Below are 13,753 nucleotides of genomic sequence, written 5' to 3' on the forward strand. Positions count from 1 at the left end.
CGGCAGGCGCCATCGTGGCATCCTGGGCAGCGGCTGCCGGTGCTTCTTCTTTGCTGCTGCAGCCCGCGACTGCGAGCACCACAACCATCAGATGACGAACGTCCATGCGTTGTTTCCTCCCTGCTGATTGGGTGAGCATGCCATTGCTTGGCGCTGGAAGCGAAGTGCCACACAAAGAAAGGCCCGGCAATGCCGGGCCTTTCGTTTTGCATCGCTTAACGGAACCGGTAATCCAGCTGCACCCAGAACTGACGGCCATACGGGTCGTAGTTGCCGACCGGATAGAACGGCCAACCGCCACCGTTCTTGTCTGCCGGCGGGCGGCTGTCGCGCAGGTTGTTGACGATCACGCCAACCGACAGGTTTTCGCCGAACTGGCGGAACACGCTGGCGTTGTAGGTCATGTACGGTGCGATGCGGCCACTGCCATCGGTCTTGGGCAGCGAACCGAAACGGTTGCCATACAGCGTCGTGGTCCAGTCGCCCTGGTTCCAGGTGATGCTGCCATTGGCCTTGCTGCGCCACTGGTAGTCATCCAGCGAATTGCGGATGTCGCGCACTTCGTCATCGGCGAACTGCTTGTACTCATGCTCCAGCACCAGGGTGTAGGCCAGGCGCGTGGTGAAGCGGCCATAGCGACCCGCATCGAAGCGCCAGTTGCCCTTCAGGTCTATGCCGCGCACCGACTCCGATGCCGCATTGATCGGGTTGATCAGTACGCGGGTCACCTGGTCCGGCTGCACGGTGGCAGTGGAGGGGTTGCGGATCACCCGCGAAAGCGCGTCCTGGCACAGCGACGAGCTGATGTCGCGCGTTTCGCCGCCGAGGGTGCGGCCCAGCCGGCAATCGGCCTCATCACGCAGGATGCGGCTGGTGTCGAGGCTGGTCACTTCGTTGTCGATGCGGATGTCGTAGTAGTCGGCGCTGAAATCCAGCCCGGACAGTGGCGACCAGACCACGCCGAAGCCATACGACTTGGCCGACTCGGGCTGCAGCTGCGGGTTGGCGCGGTTGCTGTAGTCGATCGACAGGCCGTTGTAGTCGCAGTTGTCATACGACTGGCCGGCGGTGCGGCAGCGCCAGTAGTCGGTCATGCCGGGGTTGTAGCCTCGGGTCTCGGTGGCGAACACATAGTTCATGTCCGGCGCACGGAAGCTGGTGGCCGCGGTGCCGCGGATCAGCAGGCTTTCGATCGGACGGAATTCGACACCGAAGCTCCAGGTCGCCTTGCCGATATGCTCGCCGCCGGCGCGGTACTGGTCGTAGCGACCTGCCAGGGTGGTGGTCAGCGACTGCAGCAACGGCAGCTGCAGTTCAACACCGGCCGCATAGCGGTCACGTTCGCCACCGGCACCGATGCCGGCGCTGGTGTTCCAGAATTCGCCGGTGCCCAGGCGCGGGTCCGGGCGATTGCGGTAGCCCTGGCTGCCCGCTTCGACCACCGCGGCCAATGCGGCATCGCCACCGGGCAACGCGAACAGGCGGCCGTTGACCGTCGCGCTGAAGGTCTGCAGCCACGCGGCATTGCGGCTTTCCTGGTAGTCGGACAGGCGGCCGTACTCGTCGGGCGTCAATGGCTGGAACAGGCGCGCAGGGTCTGGTGCATAGACCTCCACGCCGTTGCGCACGCCCAGCTGCGGGCCCAGCAGGTACTCGTTGATGCCGGCCAGCAGCACCGGGCGGCGCGTGCGGTTCTCGTAGCGTGAGCGGCTGTAGACGGCCTCGTAGTCCCAGCCGCTGTCGCCGATCTGGCCCCGCGCACCGACGTTGAACGACCACGAGCTTTCCAGGAAGCGATTGGCATTGCGCGGCAGGCCGCCGATTTCCTCCGGCGCGAAGCGGCGGTACCAGCTCTCCAGGTTGCCCGTGTTCTGGTTGTAGAAGTAGTTGCGTGACGAGGTCCAGGTGGGCGCACGGGTATTGTTGTTGATCCGTGCGCTGCCCAGCGCGACATCCGCAAACAGGTCGGTGGTGTCGTTGACGTGGAAGGTCAGCAGGCCGTAACCGTTGAGGTTGCGCTTCTCGGTCTGCACGGTCCAGTAACTGGCAGCGGCTTCGTTGCTGCCGCAGTACCAGCCCTGGCGCGGGTTGTTGGCGCGCAGCACGCTGCCACCGTAGATGGACGAAGCCGCATCGCAGCCGGCGGTGCCCGGATCGATGTTGCGACCGGTGGCTGCATTGCGACGATAGGCGACGGCCGTCGGCTGCGGCGCCTTGCCGGTGGGGTCATCGTCCAGCGAATCCATGAAATCGCGCTGGCGCGCGTGGATCGCCTTGCGCACGTCCAGTTCGAAGCCGAACAGGCCTTCCCAGCGTTCGCCCGAGCTGCCTCCCACCACCTGCACGCGCTGGTTGTCACCACCGCCCTGCTGGGTGCCGCCGGCACGCACGTTGACGTCCACGCCGTCGAAGCGGTCCTTGAGGATGATGTTGACCACGCCGGCGATGGCATCGGAGCCATACACCGCAGACGCGCCGGCAGCCAGCACCTCGATGCGCTCGATCAGCGCACTGGGGATGTTGGCCAGGTTGACCACGTTCACCGAGCCTTCGTAGGCCAGCGGATAGTCGGCCTGGCGGCGACCGTTGACCAGCACCAGCGTGCGGTTCGGGCCCAGGCCACGCAGGTTGATGGTGTTCGCCGCCGGGGTGAAGGTATTGCCGAAGTCCTCGCCCTGCACGTTGCCGGTGTTCTCGGTGAGCGCGCTCAACGCATCGAATGCATTGCGGTAGCCCTGCGCATCGATCTGCTCGCGGCTGATCACCGTGACAGGCGACGGCCCCTCGACACTGGCACGCGGGATGCGCGAGCCGGTGACCTTCACTTCCTGCAATGAGGTGGGTGCGCTTTCCTGCGCGAAGGCCGGCAACGAGGCCAGCATCAGTGACGACAAGGCAAGCACCAGCGGACGCGGGCGCAGCGCCAGGGAAGAGGCGGACATGGGCTTCCTGGGGGAGTTGGGCGGGTGGTCCGGGGCGCTGACGACGGTGTGCGCATAACGATCCCGTAACGAAAGTGTCCTGAACGGATGGTTGCAACGGAAATGACCAGGCTTGATGGCGTTATGCCTGAACCGAATCAGACCGCAGCCAGTGACCACGCCGCATTTGCAACTTCTTTCATTGTTCCCCCTCGCCGGCCTGCGGCATCGTCGCACCCCATGAACCGGTATTTCCCTACTTCCTTGCCACCGCTGCGACCGGTGCTGCGCCGCCACCTCCTGCTGCTCCAGCACGGGCCTGTGGTGCTGCGCCCGTTGCAGCGTTCAGACCTTTCCGCCTGGCGTCACCACTATCGTCAGGTCGAACGCAGCGGCAACCCGCCTGACCATTTCGATGCCGAAGCCCATTTCCTCTGCGGTGTTCAGCGTTCGCAGCTGCAACACGACAACGATCAGTTGCTGCTGGGCAGCTTCGACGCAGCGGGTGAGCTGCTGGACCAGTTGAACCTGCGCCTGCATTGCGCGCATGCGCGCAGCGTTGAACTGCGTTGGCTGCATGCCGCAGGCTGTCCCCAGCGGCGGCAGCTGCACGCTTCGTTGCAGGCGCTGTGCACGTTCCTGTTCGAACAGGTGGGGATCCGCCGCCTGTTCGTACTGCTGCCGCCCGATGCAGGCAGCGCGCTGGTCGCTACCCTGCAGGCGATCGGCTTCGAGCGCGAAGGCCTGCTGCGCGACCACCACCTGGATGTCGAAGGCTGGCAGGACCGCCAGCTCTACGCCCTGACAGCCCCTGCCTGGCTGCAACGGCAGTCAGCAGAGAACTAGCGCACCCGCTCCAGCGAAGCATCCGCGCCGGTCAACACGCTGCAGGCATGGTCCTGCAGCTCCTCGGCGCTGGCATCGTTGTCGCTGCCGGGATCCAGCTGCGTGGCCAGCAGGATGAAACCCGGCGCGCCATGCACGTCCTCGTGCCCCGCCACCAGCAGGCTCCATTGGCCAACCCTGTCCACACCGCTCAGGCCATAGGCCAGCAGGTTGAGGGGATTGGCAGTCAACGCCTCGCCCGGCAGCAGCCGCGCCTGGTATTGATGGCCGCGCAGCCTTACCGGCAGCGGTGCCCACTGCGCGCCGAGGGCCGCGCGATTGTCTTCCAGCGCCCGCAGCACGTCGGCGCGCAGGCAATCGACGTGGATGTGCAGCTGGTGCTGTGAACGTCCATGCGGCGAGTTCAATGCCAGGCTGGCGACGCTGCGCGGCAACCGCTGGCCAAGTGCCTGCTCGGTACGAGCGCGGGCCTGCCAGGCGGCAGCAAAGTAATTGGGTGCCCCGCGCCGGTACAACGCGGGACTTTCGATGCCACTGACCTTGTCCAGTGGCATAAGCAGGAACTGATAGCGGCCGTGCGCGTCCTTGACCAGCACATCGCGGTGATCAACGGCCGGGCGCACCTGCAGGCAATCGCCGCGTGGCGACTGTGCGCCTTGGCAATCACGTTCGATCAGGCGCCACAGCGCATCCGAATGGGCCGGTGGCGGCGCAGGGGGCACGCTGGCACAACCGGCCAGCAACAGCAGGGGCAGCAACAGAAATCGCACGGCAACAACTCGCAGGATCAGGCGCGCAGGCAGCGCCGCGCGCCATTCTAGCCAGTGGGATGTGGCAATCAGTAGGTGCCGAACGGCACTTCAACCACGACCGGGTCGCCGGCAGGCAGCACCTGCAGGGTGTACCGGTCCAGTGCGCCGTCATCATCGGCCAGCGGCTGGCGGTGGAACTGCAGGCGATAATGGCCCTCGCCCACGCGCACCTCGGTGCCGTCGGCAGCCAGCGCGGCAGCGTCGGGCAACAGCAGCCCGCCCAGGTCGCTGTAGGCACCGGCAACATCGGCGAAACCATAATCGGCCAGTTCATCCACCCGCTGCATCGCATAGACATGCGGCAGATACGGGCGCGCCGGGCTGCGGCCGTTGCTCAGATCGGTCACCCCGGCCTGCGGCAGGTGGTACTGCTCGCGAAGCGCGGCAACACCCAGCGACTCGCTGGCCACCTGCAGGCAGCACACCGTGCGCTTGCCTTCACGGTCGAGGATGGCGAAGCGATCACCACGGGTAGCGGCCTGCGGCAGCATCGCGAACGCCAGGTTGCGCTGCGCCGGCTGGTAACCGGCTTCGGTCTGCAGGTTGCGCCAGCCACCAAATACCGGCGCTTCGGCCGCGGGCGCTGGCGCCGGTTCGGCAGCCATGGCTGCCACTGCCATGCAGAGCAACGACAGCACTGCCGTCGTCTTCACTGCGTTCTGCCTGCCACGGAAACTGCCTGACCTCATACCGGACCCAACACCTGCACCGGAATGGCCCGGCCTGCCCGCCGGCACGTTGCCGGCAACGCCGGCCACTATGCAGTGCGGCGGCCGCGCGGGCAATGACCCGAACGCTGCCGGGTTTCGCGCGGTCAGTGCTATCGTGCCGCCAATCCCCTGCGCAGGAGCGCCCGCATGACCATCCGCCTGACTCTGTTGCTGCCCGCCTCGGCCTTGTTGCTGTCGGCCTGTGTCAGCACTCCCGGCCCGGAGGTCAAGGGCAGTGGCCGCTGCGATGCCAGCCAGCTGGGCTGGGCCATCGGCCAGCCGGCCAACGAGCCGAACATCCGCCGCCTGTCCAGCGAAAGCGGCGCCGGCATGGTCAACCCCATCGGCCCGGCCACCATCACCACCAAGGACATCCGCCAGGACCGCCTGCGCGTGTTCGTGGACAAGGACAACATCATCACCGCCACCCGCTGCGAGTAAGCGCGTCACGGCCGTTGCTCAGAGCCGGGCATGCGTCCGGCTCCATGGCTCAGGGCTCGGTGTAGGCCGAGCACTCCGGCAGCGGCTGGTCCGGCTGGTATGCCCCTGACGTGAAGCGGAAGGCGCGCGTGTAGCTGCATTGCGCATCCTGTTCGGTGCGCAGGTCCTTCTTCGTCAACCGCCCCTTGGCCAGCGAGTCCCGYTGCGGTGATACCCCGGCCGGATAGTTGGTGGCCCCGGTCTGGTAGCGCAGTACGGGCATGTCCTGCGCTTCGGCTGCCAGCGCAAGTTCCGCATCGAAGCTGTACTCGTCATGGCAGGCGCCGGCGCGCTGATCAAAATCGCGCTCGCTGAAACAGGCCCGGATCATCTTGTTGGCCGACCACGCAACGGACAGCACGTCGGCGTCCACCTGGATGCCATCGTCGAGATGACGGATGCGCGCCAGGTGCAGGGTCGATGCGCTGGCACCGCCGCCGGAATACATCGCACGGGCCTCCACCAGACCGCCGACGAGCACGTTCTGCAATGCGGCCTGTTGTGGATCGGCCACGGCCTGGCCTGCCCCGGCGCCGGGCGCCAGGCGCACGATGAAGGGCCAGACCCGCAGGTCGCCATCGTCAACCACGTCGATGGGCACGTAGCGCATCTGCGGCTCGCCTTCAGCATCCGCGCGCTCGGCAACTTCCAGCGAGGCCGGCTGGTCTTCGCCCGCTGAAGGCAGCGCCTGCACGCACCACTGGCCATCAGCAGTGCAGTAGCGCTCCGGGCCGTCCGGTCCCTGCCCGCCCTGCAGCAGCAGCGTCTCCAGCCGGTTGCCTGCCGCGTCCCGTTGAACGGGCGCAACGTCCGCCGCTGCAGGCAACGACGATGCCAGCAGCAGTACAGACAGCAGCGCGTAAGCCATGCGCGTGGAAACCATGATCATCCTGTGCGCACCGGCACGTCCTTGCGAGGGGCCGATGGTAGCGCAGGCGCCACGTTGCGGCTCAATGCCCGTCGCAGTCGCAGCTGCCCCAACCTCTCGCCTTCGACGTCTGGCCGATGCCGGGGTTGAAGGTATTGCTCGGGTCCAGCGTGCGGTAGAAGCCGGCCAGCGCCGGCTTGGCCGGATACAGGTGGCCGACGTTGTGCTCGGCCGGGTATTCCGCGCCGCGCTGGTCCAGCAACGCCCACATCGCATGCTCGATGGCCATCGGATCTTCACCCTTGCGCGCGATGTAGTCCTGGTGGAACACATGGCACAGGAAATGGCCGTAGTACAGCTTGTGCAGCAGGCGCCCATCGATATCGGCCGGCAGCTGCTCGAACCAGTCGGCGTCATCGCGGCGCAGCGCAATGTCCAGCGCGACGATGTCCTGCACCTGCCGGCGGTGCACTTCGCGGTAGCGCACCGCCGCACCGGCCACCGCGAAACGATGCAGGAAGGCCTTGCGTCCTTCGTCCGCCGTGCAATGGAAGTAGCCGCCTTCGTGGTCGTTGAAGAAGCCGCGCAGCCAGGCCTCGGTGGCAGCCGCATCCTGTGCGGACACTTTCAGCAGCAGATGATGCTCGTAACGCTGGCGGAACTCGCCCATGCGCTTGGGCAGGTGCGATGGCAACAGGCCGGTCAGCGCCTGCATCATCCGGTCGGTGACACCGCGCAGGCCCAGCCGTTCGAACCAGCCATCAACCCGGCTCTTCAGTGCGAATGCGGCCGGAACGCGCGCGGTACCGAGCTTGTCGATCAGCAGGAAACTGTCCTTGCCGTAGCGCTCGCCGATGTCATAGGCATCCCGGTGGATGTACTCGCCGGCGATGGGCAGGCGCTCGAAGCCGGTCAGCAGCTGGCGGCGGATCGCGGTCAGGCTGTCGGTGCGGTTGCTGCCGATATAGAAGACCTCGGCGGCCTCCTTCTCGAAGGTATCCAGGCGCACGGCGAACACCGCCAGCTTGCCGGCAGATCCGGCCGCCTCGAAATGGCGGCTGGGGTCGGCGTTGAAGCGTGCCGGGGTATCGGCATCGACCTTGCGCACTTCCTCGGCATAACGCGGATCGGAGGCGGCACGGCCATCACCGTCGCTGACATCGGCAGCGCTGTAGTCACCGCTCTGCAGGCGTTGCAGGATCTGCTCGGGCGTGTCGCCCAGCGCGATGCCCAGATGGTTGACCAGTTGCAGTTCACCCCGCGCGTCGACCTGCGCATACAGCGCCAGTTCGGTATAGGCCGGGCCGCGGCGCACCAGCGCGCCACCGGAGTTGTTGCAGATGCCGCCCAGCACCGAGGCGCCGATGCACGACGAGCCGATCACCGAGTGCGGCTCGCGGCCCAGTGGCGCCAGCGTCTGCTCCAGCCGGTCCAGCGTCGCGCCGGGCAGGCACAGCACCTGGCGGCCTTCATTCAACAGCTGGATGCCGGTCAGGCGCAGGGTGCTGACYAGCACGATCGGCCGGCCGTAGTCGTCGCCGTCCGGGGTGGAACCGCCGGTCAGGCCGGTATTGGCCGCCTGCAGGATGATCGCGGCCCCGCCCTGCACCGCGGCCTGCAGCACGTTCCACAGTTGCAGCAGCGTGCCCGGGCGCACCACCGCCAGTACCGGGCCATCACCGAAGCGATAGCCGCGACGGAAGCGACGGGTGGCCTTGTCGCCGGTCAGTACGTGGCGGTTCCCCACCGCGGCACGCAACTGTTCCAGCACCGTATTGCGATCACTCATGGCAGGCGCACCAGCGAATCACGGCCGATGTCGGCAATGCGATGCGCGCCGGTCAGGGTCATCGCCACGCGCATTTCCTTGGCGATCAGGTCCAGCAGGTTGGCCACGCCGGCCTCGCCCTGCGCGGCAAGAGCGTAGACAAACGCGCGGCCCAGCAGCACGGTGTCGGCGCCCAGCGCCAGCATGCGCACCACGTCCAGGCCGGTGCGGATGCCCGAATCGGCGAGGATCTTCAGGTCACCCTGCACGGCGTCGGCGATGGCCGGCAACGCCCGTGCGGTGGACAGCACGCCGTCGAGCTGGCGGCCGCCRTGGTTSGAGACCACGATGCCRTCGGCGCCGAACGCGACCGCATCACGCGCATCGTCCGGGTCGAGGATGCCCTTGATCACCATCGGGCCTTTCCAGAACTCACGGATCCACTCCAGGTCCTTCCACGAAATGGACGGATCGAAGTTGCTGCCCAGCCAGCCGATGTAGTCCGCCAGGCCCGTTGGGTTGCCACGGTAGGTGGAGATGTTGCCGAGGTCATGCGGGCGTCCGCGCAAGCCCACGTCCCACGCCCAGCGCGGATGGGTGATGGCCTGGCCGATGCGGCGCATTGCAGCGTTCGGACCACTCATGCCCGAGTGTGCGTCGCGATAGCGCGCGCCCGGCACCGGCATGTCGACAGTGAATACCAGAGTGGTCACACCGGCCGCCTGCGCGCGCTCCAGCGCATTGCGCATGAAGCCGCGATCGCGCAGCACGTACAGCTGGAACCACATCGGGCGCTGGATCGCCGGGGAGACTTCTTCGATCGGGCACACCGACACCGTGGAAAGCGTGAACGGAATGCCGCGGCTGTCGGCTGCACGCRCGGCCTGCACTTCGCCGCGACGGGCATACATGCCGGTCAGGCCGACCGGTGCCAGTGCCACCGGCATCGCCAGCTTCTCGCCGAACAGCTCGGTTTCCAGGCTCAGGTCGGACATGTTGCGCAGGACGCGCTGGCGCAGCGCGATGTCGGACAGATCGGACACGTTGCGCTTCAGCGTGTGCTCGGCATACGCGCCACCATCGATGTAGTGGAACAGGAACGGCGGCAGCCGGCGTTCGGCTGCGGCACGGTAATCGGTGGAGGCGGAGATGATCATGGGGTCAACCGTGTGGGGAAGGTAGACGCGAAGCCCGTGCACGCCGGGCTTCGTTGTCATCGAGGGTGCGCAGCGTGGTGTGCACGAACTCGAGGTGGGCATGCGCGGCGGCGCGCGCGCGTTCGGGGTCGCCGGCCAGCACCGCATCCATCATTTCGCGATGCTGGTCGGACAGCGGCGAGAAGGTCCTGGCCGAGGTGTAGAGCTTTTCGCGGCTCTGCGAGATATTGGTCTGCAGCAGTTCGAACAGGCCGCGCATCACCTGCAGCAATACCAGGTTGTGCGAGGCCTCGGCGATGGACAGGTGGAAGGCCGCATCGGCCTGCGCCTCACCGGCGGGGTCGTCCTTGCCATGCGCATCCATCATGGTCTGGAACGCCTGGGCGATGCGCGCGCGGTCCTCGTCGGTGGCGCGCAGCGCGGCGTGCCAGGCCGTGGCGCCTTCCAGCGCGTGGCGGATTTCCAGCACATCGAAGCGGTATTCCGGGTCCCCCTGGAACAGCGGCAGGTACGGCACCAGCGGTTCATCCAGCGCCTGCCGCGCACGTGCGGCGGGCTCGCTCACGTAAGTGCCACCGCCTACCCGCGCGGTCAGCAGACCATGGCTGGACAATTGCGCGATGGCCTCGCGCAGCGCGGTGCGCGAAACCCCCAGCTGAACGGCCAGCGTGCGCTCGGCCGGCAGCCTGTCGCCCGGCTGCAACTGCTGTTCCTGCACCAGCGCACGCAGCTGCGCGGCCACCTTGTCCGAAACCCGTTGTGTGCTCATGGCGCCATTGTGGCCCGAAGCACGCCGCTGTTGGTCGGCCTGTACTGCATGGCTCAGGGAATCATCCAGGTCARCCAGTAGGCCTGGGCTAGGGTGATCAGGCCGACCATCGTGGTGAAGATCAGGCTGTGCTTGACGGTGAAGCGGAACAGGTCCGACTCCTTGCCGGCCAGGCCCACCGCCGCGCAGGCAATGGCAATGGACTGCGGCGAGATCATCTTGCCGGTSACGCCRCCASTGGTGTTGGCCGCTACCAGCAGCACGTCGGACACGCCGATCTGCTGGGCGGTGGTCGCCTGCAGCGCCGAGAACAGTGCATTGGACGAGGTATCCGAACCGGTCAGGAACACGCCCAGCCAGCCCAGGAACGGCGAGAAGAACGGGAACGCCTTGCCGGTGTGCGCCAGTGCCAGCGCCAGCGTTGCCGACAGCCCCGAATAGTTGGCGATGAAGGCGAACGCCAGCACCATGCCGATCGAAAAGATCGGCATGCGCAGTTCGCGCACGGTTTCAGCGAAGGTCTGCAGCGCCGAACGCGCCGGCATGCGCAGGGCGATGATCGCAATGATTGCGGCAAGGATGATCGAGGTACCCGTGGCCGAGAACCAGTCGAACTTGTACACCGCCTCATAGCTCAGCGGCGCATCGACGATCGGCGGCATCTTCTGCACCATCTGGTCCAGGCCCGGCACCGGAATCTTCAGTACCCAGCCTTCAAGCGGGCCACCGGCTGCGAACAGCGACTTGAACGGCTTGATGCTCCACACGGTGACCATCGCAGTGAGGATCAGGAATGGCGACCACGCCTTGGCGATCTGGCCGACGCTGTGGCGCGGCGCCTCCATTGCCTGTGCGGCCGCCTCAGCGCTGGTTTCGGTATCGAAGCGGAAGATCCGTACCGGCTTCCAGCGGCGCAGGAACAGGGTCAGGCAGACCAGCGACGCCAGCGAGGCGGTGATGTCCGGCAGTTCCGGGCCGATGAAGTTGGAGGTCAGGTACTGGGCGATGGCGAACGAACCGCCTGCCACCAGCACCGCCGGCCAGGTTTCCTTGATGCCGCGCCAGCCGTCCATGATCGCCATGATCCAGAACAGCACGATGACAGTCAGGAACGGCAGCTGGCGGCCGGCCATCTGGCCGATCTCGAAGGCATCCAGGCCGGTCACCTGCCCCGCCACGATGATCGGGATGCCCATCGCGCCGAACGCCACCGGCGCGGTGTTGACGATCAGGCACAGGCCGGCCGCATACAGCGGCTTGAAGCCCAGCCCGACCAGCAGCGCGGCGGTGATTGCCACCGGCGCACCAAACCCGGCTGCACCTTCCAGGAAGGCGCCGAAGGCAAAGCCGACCATCAGCATCTGCAATCGCTGGTCCTCGGTGACCGACAGGATCGAGGCACGGATGATGTCGAACTGGCCGGTCTTGACCGAAACCTTGTACAGGAACACCGCGCCGATGATGATCCAGGCGATCGGCCACAGGCCATAGACGAAGCCGAAGCCGGCCGCGCCCAGCGCCTGCGCCACCGGCATGCGATAGAACAGCAGCGCCACGGCAAGGGCGATGGCCACCGTGATGGTGCCGGCGATCCAGCCCTTCATGCGCAGCACGGCCAGGGCGATGAAGAAGAAGGCGATCGGCAGCAGCGCGATCAGGCTCGACAACCACAGGTTGCCGGCGGGGTCGTACACGTGTTGCCAGGGCTGCATAGGGCTCTCGACAGGAACAGGAGGTTCCCCACCGGGTGGGGGCGTCGGGCCCGCCATATATTGGTCGTACCACATTGACCAACAATCGGGCCACAGGCGCGAATTGAACCTCCAATCCTGCCGACAGCCTATTAGACCATAGGGCTATACGGAATTATTGGTAGTACCATTTGGCGATTACAACTTCTTTTCCACCCGCCGTATCAACGCCAGCACCAGCACGCACAGTACGCTGACACCGAGCGCGATCACGTACTTGCCGATGCCCACGACAATACCGATGGCCGCGGCCATCACCAGCGAACTGGCCGTGGTGAGCCCGCTGACCTGGTCTTCGCGATTGCCGCGCAGGATGGTGCCGGCGGCAACGAAGCCCACGCAGGCCACCACCGCTTCGATCAATCGCACCGGGTCGACCTGCAGCAGATCGCGGTAGCGTTCCTGCTGGAAGTGTTCGGCCACCGAATCACCGAGGCCGACGATCAGCGCAGCGGCACCGGCAATCAGCATGTGCGTGCGCAGGCCGGCAGCGTGCTTGCCCATCTCACGTTCAACGCCCAGCACGCCGCCAAATACCATGGCGGCGGCCACGCGCAGCAGAATGGACATGTCCTGGGTAAGTTCCATGGGGAGGCTCCGGAAGTTTCCCGGAGCGTTGCCCGGCGGYCGTGGGACGGGGGTRAAGGCGATGGCACGCCCTCTTCACCGGGCGATGCCGCCTTGTTTCATGCAACGGGAGTTGCCGGCCAGCGGCCGGCACTACTGCGCCAGATAACCACCGTCGATGGCGTAGTAGGCACCCGTCGCGAACGAGGCATCGTCGCTGGCCAGCCAGGCGACCAGCGCGGCCACTTCCTGCGGCGTTCCCAAGCGCTTGAGTGCATGCCGGCCCTCCAGGGTGGCACGCACTTTGGCGTCCATCTTTTCCAGCAACGGCGTGTTGATGAAGCCCGGGCCCACCGCATTGATGCGGATGCCATCGGCAGCGTGCTCCCATGCAGCCGTCTGGGTCAGGCCGACCACACCGTGCTTGGCGGCCGCGTAGGCGGTCGAACCGGCATACCCGACCTGGCCCAGGATGGAGGCCATGTTGATGATGCTGCCGCCGCTGCCCGCCGTGCGCATCGCCTGGATCTGCGCCCGCTGGCACAGGAACACGCTGGTCAGGTTCACATCGACCACGCGCTTCCAGCCATCAATGGGGTAGTCGCCGCTGCTTGCCGCTGGCCCGCCGATGCCAGCGTTATTCACTGCGACATGCACRCCGCCCAGTTCCTTCACCGTGCGCTGCACCGCCGCTTCCACCGCCGCCTCGTCGGTGACATCCAACGCGACACCGATGGCCTCGGCCCCCTGGTTGCGCAGCGTGGCCACCGTGGCATCCACCGCATCCTGCTTCAGGTCCCACACCGAAATGCGCGCGCCCGATTCAGCGAGCGTTTCCGCTACCGCCAGGCCGATACCGGATACACCGCCGGTGACGATCGCGGTTTTTCCGTTGAGTCGGTAATCAATCATCTGTGGTCTCCATCTGTTGGGAAATCGATGCGGACAGAACCGTCCGACCTCGCCGACACTACGCCCTTCGTCGTGACGAAAGCGCTGCATGCGTGATACTTGCGCGCATGCCCGCCACCTGAGCTCCCATGCGTACAGCCTGCGTTCCACTTTCTGCCGATGCCGAACGGCGGCTGGATACCGATTCCTGCC

The 13,753-nt window shown here is 66.3% G+C and carries 12 protein-coding genes; 2 read left to right on the plus strand and 10 right to left on the minus strand.

All coding sequences use genetic code 11. The annotated features are described in order from the left end of the window. Positions 1-215: 215 nt before the first annotated feature. Entirely contained in the window at positions 216-2,942 is a 2,727-nt protein-coding gene (locus AC1DJN_RS14965) for a TonB-dependent receptor domain-containing protein (protein WP_431601985.1), read from the minus strand. A 219-nt stretch (positions 2,943-3,161) separates the two neighbouring features. Here AC1DJN_RS14965 and AC1DJN_RS14970 point away from each other — a divergent pair, with 219 nt between their 5' ends. Continuing rightward, a complete protein-coding gene (locus AC1DJN_RS14970) occupies positions 3,162-3,767 on the plus strand; it encodes a GNAT family N-acetyltransferase (RefSeq protein ID WP_032975270.1) in 606 nt (201 codons plus the stop codon). Here AC1DJN_RS14970 and AC1DJN_RS14975 read toward each other — a convergent pair. Then, positions 3,764-4,537: a CDP-diacylglycerol diphosphatase gene (locus AC1DJN_RS14975; protein ID WP_425602665.1), complete on the minus strand. Its 774-nt coding sequence runs from the start codon at positions 4,535-4,537 to the stop codon at positions 3,764-3,766. The genes AC1DJN_RS14970 and AC1DJN_RS14975 overlap by 4 nt on opposite strands. Positions 4,538-4,605: 68 nt before the next feature. Then, positions 4,606-5,268 carry a decarboxylase gene (locus tag AC1DJN_RS14980; protein ID WP_442251970.1) on the minus strand — a complete coding sequence of 221 codons (663 nt, stop codon included), beginning with the start codon at positions 5,266-5,268 and terminating at the stop codon, positions 4,606-4,608. Between the two features lie 168 nt (positions 5,269-5,436). Here AC1DJN_RS14980 and AC1DJN_RS14985 point away from each other — a divergent pair, with 168 nt between their 5' ends. Next, positions 5,437-5,730 (plus strand): hypothetical protein, encoded by a 294-nt coding sequence (locus AC1DJN_RS14985; protein ID WP_025878511.1) that lies wholly within the window; start codon positions 5,437-5,439, stop codon positions 5,728-5,730. Between the two features lie 49 nt (positions 5,731-5,779). Here the strand turns inward: AC1DJN_RS14985 and AC1DJN_RS14990 are convergent, their stop codons facing one another. The 7 genes from AC1DJN_RS14990 to AC1DJN_RS15020 form a co-directional block, all read right to left on the minus strand. Beyond that, on the minus strand, positions 5,780-6,652 hold the full coding sequence (locus AC1DJN_RS14990) for a hypothetical protein (protein WP_478014085.1): 873 nt from the start codon (positions 6,650-6,652) through the stop codon (positions 5,780-5,782). A gap of 67 nt (positions 6,653-6,719) precedes the next feature. Next, on the minus strand, positions 6,720-8,426 hold the full coding sequence (gene dld / locus AC1DJN_RS14995; RefSeq protein ID WP_442251972.1) for a D-lactate dehydrogenase: 1,707 nt from the start codon (positions 8,424-8,426) through the stop codon (positions 6,720-6,722). Next, positions 8,423-9,562, minus strand: coding sequence for an FMN-dependent L-lactate dehydrogenase LldD (lldD, locus tag AC1DJN_RS15000; protein WP_478039381.1), 1,140 nt, complete (start codon positions 9,560-9,562; stop codon positions 8,423-8,425). Before lldD ends, dld begins: the two co-directional genes overlap by 4 nt. Positions 9,563-9,566: 4 nt before the next feature. Next, positions 9,567-10,331 (minus strand): transcriptional regulator LldR, encoded by a 765-nt coding sequence (gene lldR, locus AC1DJN_RS15005; protein ID WP_032975263.1) that lies wholly within the window; start codon positions 10,329-10,331, stop codon positions 9,567-9,569. A gap of 53 nt (positions 10,332-10,384) precedes the next feature. Continuing rightward, on the minus strand, positions 10,385-12,043 hold the full coding sequence (gene lldP / locus AC1DJN_RS15010; RefSeq protein WP_478039382.1) for an L-lactate permease: 1,659 nt from the start codon (positions 12,041-12,043) through the stop codon (positions 10,385-10,387). Between the two features lie 177 nt (positions 12,044-12,220). Beyond that, on the minus strand, positions 12,221-12,670 hold the full coding sequence (locus AC1DJN_RS15015) for an MgtC/SapB family protein (protein ID WP_442251974.1): 450 nt from the start codon (positions 12,668-12,670) through the stop codon (positions 12,221-12,223). Between the two features lie 132 nt (positions 12,671-12,802). Further along, positions 12,803-13,561 carry an SDR family NAD(P)-dependent oxidoreductase gene (locus AC1DJN_RS15020; protein WP_099842786.1) on the minus strand — a complete coding sequence of 253 codons (759 nt, stop codon included), beginning with the start codon at positions 13,559-13,561 and terminating at the stop codon, positions 12,803-12,805. Positions 13,562-13,753: the final 192 nt, after the last annotated feature.

Source organism: Stenotrophomonas sp. 05L414_2, assembly GCF_056397905.1.

Excerpts from the sequence above, each read along its gene's own strand:
- AC1DJN_RS14965 (WP_431601985.1), bottom strand. The coding sequence starts at position 2,942 with ATGTCCGCCTCTTCCCTGGCGCTGCGCCCGCGTCCGCTGGTGCTTGCC.
- AC1DJN_RS14970 (WP_032975270.1), top strand. The coding sequence starts at position 3,162 with ATGAACCGGTATTTCCCTACTTCCTTGCCACCGCTGCGACCGGTGCTG.
- AC1DJN_RS15015 (WP_442251974.1), bottom strand. The coding sequence starts at position 12,670 with ATGGAACTTACCCAGGACATGTCCATTCTGCTGCGCGTGGCCGCCGCC.
- AC1DJN_RS14985 (WP_025878511.1), top strand. The coding sequence starts at position 5,437 with ATGACCATCCGCCTGACTCTGTTGCTGCCCGCCTCGGCCTTGTTGCTG.
- AC1DJN_RS14980 (WP_442251970.1), bottom strand. The coding sequence starts at position 5,268 with ATGAGGTCAGGCAGTTTCCGTGGCAGGCAGAACGCAGTGAAGACGACG.
- lldR (WP_032975263.1), bottom strand. The coding sequence starts at position 10,331 with ATGAGCACACAACGGGTTTCGGACAAGGTGGCCGCGCAGCTGCGTGCG.